Genomic DNA, 4,668 nt, shown 5'->3' on the forward strand with positions numbered 1-4,668 from the left:
ATCATACCCGGCTTGAGTTCGCCGCCGTCCTGCTGCACCGCGATGCGCACTGGCAGGCGCTGGGTGATCTTGGTGAAATTGCCGCTCGGGTTGGGGTTGGGCAGCAGGGCGAACTCGCTGGTGGCGGCCTGCCCGACGCGCGTGACCGTGCCCTCGAAGCGCCGACCTGGCAGGGCATCGACAGTGATCGTCACGGTCTTTCCCGGCCGGAAGAATCGGATGTCGGTCTCTTTGACGTTCGCCTCGACGCGCACCCGCTGCGGGTCATGCACCATTAGCAAACGCTGGCCGGGGGTGACGTATTCGCCCTTGTCCACGAAGACCCGGTCCACAACGCCGTCGAATGGCATGACGAGGGTGCGGTCTTCGAGGTCGAGCGCCGCCCGGGACTTTTGTGCATGCAGCCGCTGTTCCTCCGGGCCGAGTTCGGCGAGCTGGGTGTGGAGCACCGTGACTTCCCCGCGCGCGGCTTCAGCCTCGGCAAGGGCGGCGCGGGCATTTTCCAAGTCCGCCTGGGCACTGAACGCCTGTTGTTTTGCCGTCTCCAGCGCCGCCCGCGTCTGGTCCAGGCGCGCACGGTTGATGGCGCCGCTCGGCGCCAGCTTCTCCGCCCGGTCATTGTCCTGCCTGGCAAGATCGCGTTGCGCCGTCGCTCCTGCCAACGCGGCCTCCGCAGCCCTCACCGCTGCCTGTTTGGCGGTAATACGACTTTGCGTCTGACGGTCGGTGAGAGCGATGCGCGCTTCGATTTCCTCGCGGCGGCGGGCAATCCCGGCGAGTTGCGCGGCAAGCTCCTCGACGCGGAGGCGGCTTTCCCGGTCGTCGATCCGCATCAAAACCCTGCCTCTCTGCGCGGCATCCCCCTCGGTCACTTCGAGCGCCGTCACCCAACCGGGAACCCGGCTGCTCATGGCAACAATGTCCGCGGCGACACGGGCGTCCGTCACAAAGACATGGGTGAACTGCTGATACAACCACCAGCCGCCTCCTCCGAGAACGATCAGCGCCGCCAGAATCGCGCCATACCGTCGCCATGGCCGGGTGCGGACAGGAGGTGAAACCGCCTCTGACCCAGCCTCCGTCTCCTTGTCGGGGACTGTGCGCAGATCGGTTTCCGGATCGTCGCCCTGGCGTTCGAGATGGGTCACATGCTGGTCCACGGCCTACCCCTCATCGGTCTTCGTCCGCAAGCCGCATCGCCCTTGGCGTGCCGCCCAGCTTGCCGGCGATCTGCTCCAAGACCTTCAGGCAAGTCGTTACCTCGGCTTGGGATAGGTCGGAGAAGATTTGCGCGCGCACCGCCGCTGCGGTTGCTTCGATGCGTTCCAGAACAGGGGCGGCCTCCGCGCGCAGGTGAACCGATTTGGTGCGGCGGTCGCTAGCTTCTGTCCGGCGTTCGATCAGCCCCTCGGCTTCCAGCCGGTCCAGCGTGCGTACCAGGGTCGGCCCCCGCACCCCGACCGCCTCGGCCAATTCACGCTGGGTTGCCGCCTGGGGCAGGCGAGAGAGATGTAACAGGGTCAACCAGCGGGACTCGGTGAGGCCAAAGGTGGCCAGCCGCCGGTCGATTTCGGCGCGCCACAGCCGGGCGACCAGCCCGAGGCGAAGGCCGAATTGTTCTTTATCGTCGAGGGGCTTCGTCATCTCATTGCCTGCATCATTAGGTAGCTGTACTATAATCAATAGATAGCTATGTATCAAATAGCGAGGGATGTAGCACCCGAAGGCTGCACTGTCTAGAGCAGAGGACCGGGAAAGGCGATCCATCCCGATCACACAAAGGAGCACCACGATGTACCGGACGATCCTCCTGGCCTATGACGGCAGCCGGCAAGGCCGTGAGGCGCTGGATCAGGGGGCCGAGCTGGCTTCGCTTTGCCAGGCTCGTGTCTATCTCCTCGCCGTCGTCGCCCATGAACTGGGTGTCGCGCTCGCTGAAGCGGCGGCCCCCTCAGACCTGCCGGAGCGAGAATATCAGGAAGTGCGCCGCGTGCTGACGGAGGGCGCGGAATCGCTGCGGCGGGCGGGGCTTTCCGTCGACACGCGCCTCGCCGCGGGCAACCCCGCCGAGGAGATCGGTCGAATGGCGCACGAGGTCGGCGCGGATCTGGTCGTGGTCGGTCACCGCGAACAGAGCGCGCTGGCCCGGTGGTGGCACGGCTCCGTCGGTGCTTCGCTGCTCGCCCACGCGCCATGCAGCCTGCTGGTGGCCGTCGCGGACCGGTAGTTGTCAAGGAATATGTCGCAGGGCCTTCATCAAGGTCTTCGCCGGTTAGGCCGAGGAGAAAGCCCTTGAAAGCGAGGCCGCCACGGGGGTTAGAATGGCGTCATGCCCGGCGCAAATCGCTGTCTGATAAGCGTGCCCCGGCAGAGGAACATCTTTGGCCAAGCGGTCATTGTACGCGACACACAAAGGAAAAGGAGACACAGATGCAGACGCGCAAGCTCGGTTCGCAGGGGCTCGAGGTTTCTGCCCTCGGCCTAGGCTGCATGGGAATGTCGGAATTCTATAGCGGTCGCGACGAGGCCGAGGCGGTCGCGACCATCCACCGCGCGCTTGATCTTGGCGTCACATTCCTCGATACCGCCGACATGTATGGCCCATTCACCAACGAAGTTCTGATCGGCAAGGCAATCGCCGACCGCCGCGACAAGGTCGTGCTGGCGACCAAGTTCGGGAACGTCCGCGGCAAGAACGGCGAATTTCTCGGCATTCGCGGCGACGCGGAATATGTGCGCCAGGCTTGCGATGCATCGCTGAAGCGGCTCGGGGTGGACCATATCGATCTCTATTACCAGCACCGGGTGGACCCGAACACGCCGATCGAGGAAACGGTGGGCGCCATGGCCGAGCTCGTCAAGGCCGGCAAGGTCCGCTACCTCGGCCTGTCGGAGGCCGCGCCGGAAACCATCCGGCGCGCGCACGCCGTCCACCCGATCACCGCGCTCCAGACCGAATATTCGCTCTGGAGCCGCGAGCCGGAGGACGAGATCCTGCCGACGGTACGCGAGCTGGGCATCGGCTATGTCCCCTACAGCCCGCTCGGACGCGGCTTCCTCACCGGGCAGATCCGCCGCATTGAGGATCTCGCCGAGGACGACTACCGCCGCAGCTCGCCGCGCTTCCAGGGCGAGAACTTCCAGAAGAACCTCGATCTGGTGCAGGAGATCGAGGCGATGGCGCAGGAGAAGGGCTGCATGCCGTCCCAGCTCGCGCTGGCTTGGCTGCTAGCGCAGGGCGAGGACATCGTGCCCATCCCCGGCACCAAGAAGCGCAGCCGACTGGAGGAGAATGTGGGGGCGCTCGACCTGCGGATCACGGCCGAGGATCTTGCCCGGATCGACAGCATTCTGCCGTCCGGCGCGGCCGCAGGCGCGCGCTATGCCGCACCCCAGATGCAGGCGCTGAACCGATGAGCGGCGAGCGACTCGAGGGCCAGGTCGCGATCGTCACCGGCGGTGGCCGCGGGTTGGGCCGCGCGATGGTGCTGGGCCTCGTGGCGGCGGGGGCGCGGGTCATCACGACTGCATCGCGCCAGGCGACCGAAATCGAGGCCGTGGCCCGCGACGTCGGGAACGACCGGGTTGTTCCGATACTCGCCGATGTCACGCGCGAAGAAGACTGCGCCCGCGTCGTCGCAATGGCGCGTGACCGCTTCGGGCGGCTCGACATGCTTGTGAACAACGCCGGTCGCGGGATGAAGTATGTCAGCGATCGCTTCCTGACCGAGCCGACCCGGTTCTGGGAGACCGACCCGGACGTCTGGCGCATGGTGATCGACACGAACGTGAACGGGCCGTTCCTGATGGCGCGGGCGGCAGCCCAGCTGATGATCGCCGCCGGTCGCGGACGCATCGTCAATATCACGATGAATCACGCCACCATGCGGCGGCGCGGCTTCTCGCCCTACGGCCCATCCAAGGCGGCGCTGGAATCCGAGACGATCATCTGGGCGCAGGACTTAGACGGCACCGGGGTCACGGTGAACGGTCTTCTCCCCGGCGGCGCGACGGCGACAGGCATGATCCCGGACGGTCTCCCGCAAGAGGTGCGAACCGGCTTGCTCGATCCCGCGATCATTGTCCCGCCGCTTCTCTGGCTTGCCTCGGACGCGTCGGACGGGGTGACGGGACGACGCCTCGACGCCTCCCGGTGGAGGGGAGAGCTATCGGGAGCCGAGGCCGCCAGGGCGGCAATGGATGACGCCGGCTGGGCCATCGCCTGACGACGTGGCTCGGGGAAGCGGACGATGCGCGGACTCGACCTCTTGTTTTGTGGTCTCGAGGCGCACTTGCGGGTGCTTGGCGGGGTAAATCGGGTCCCGGGCGGGCAGCGAATATGCTGGCCCTGGCGTTGACACAAGTAGCCCTGACCGCCCGAGCCAGTGGCTTGCTTCAAGTCAGTTCAATCAGATGTCGGATGAGCCCTTCATGGTCGCTGACCGGCATTGTCGGTATGACCTACCTCACCGGCGATGCCAAAGACAGCCCTATTGTGGAGGACATTGGCAGCGCCACTCAGGCCTTCGGTGGCGCACTGATCAACTACCGGTTCTGACCACGATAACTGAACCAGTCAGGGTCTCTGGAGCTGGGCCACTGGGTCCTGGCTGCCTGAGCCAATTGCCCGCCACGATCAAGCCCTCCAGTCATCGCGCATCCGAAGGG

At 65.7% G+C, this 4,668-nt stretch carries 6 protein-coding genes; 4 read left to right on the top strand and 2 right to left on the bottom strand.

The window, feature by feature from the left end; all coding sequences use genetic code 11:
• Together FO268_RS22595 and slyA are read right to left on the bottom strand one after the other, a co-directional pair.
• Positions 1-1,160 (bottom strand): HlyD family secretion protein (locus FO268_RS22595; RefSeq protein WP_225316970.1); only part of this gene is annotated, 1,160 nt, incomplete at its 3' end.
• 10 nt (positions 1,161-1,170) lie between these two features.
• Entirely contained in the window at positions 1,171-1,644 is a 474-nt protein-coding gene (gene slyA, locus FO268_RS22600) for a transcriptional regulator SlyA (RefSeq protein WP_053115220.1), read from the bottom strand.
• 148 nt (positions 1,645-1,792) lie between these two features.
• On the opposite strand from slyA, the gene FO268_RS22605 reads away from it, so the two are divergent.
• From FO268_RS22605 to FO268_RS23255, 4 genes are all read left to right on the top strand, one after another.
• The gene (locus FO268_RS22605; protein ID WP_053115221.1) at positions 1,793-2,227 is read left to right on the top strand and encodes a universal stress protein; all 435 of its coding nucleotides are present in this window, start codon (positions 1,793-1,795) and stop codon (positions 2,225-2,227) included.
• Positions 2,228-2,430: 203 nt separating this feature from the next.
• Positions 2,431-3,417 carry an aldo/keto reductase gene (locus FO268_RS22610; protein ID WP_053115222.1) on the top strand — a complete coding sequence of 329 codons (987 nt, stop codon included), beginning with the start codon at positions 2,431-2,433 and terminating at the stop codon, positions 3,415-3,417.
• A complete protein-coding gene (locus FO268_RS22615; protein ID WP_075196027.1) occupies positions 3,414-4,226 on the top strand; it encodes an SDR family NAD(P)-dependent oxidoreductase in 813 nt (270 codons plus the stop codon). The genes FO268_RS22610 and FO268_RS22615 overlap by 4 nt, the downstream gene beginning before the upstream one ends.
• 113 nt (positions 4,227-4,339) lie before the next feature.
• Positions 4,340-4,558, top strand: coding sequence for a MipA/OmpV family protein (locus FO268_RS23255; RefSeq protein WP_150995407.1), 219 nt, complete (start codon positions 4,340-4,342; stop codon positions 4,556-4,558).
• The last annotated feature ends 110 nt before the right edge of the window (positions 4,559-4,668 follow it).

This window comes from Marinobacter denitrificans (assembly GCF_008795955.1).
Classification (GTDB): domain Bacteria; phylum Pseudomonadota; class Gammaproteobacteria; order Pseudomonadales; family Oleiphilaceae; genus Marinobacter; species Marinobacter denitrificans.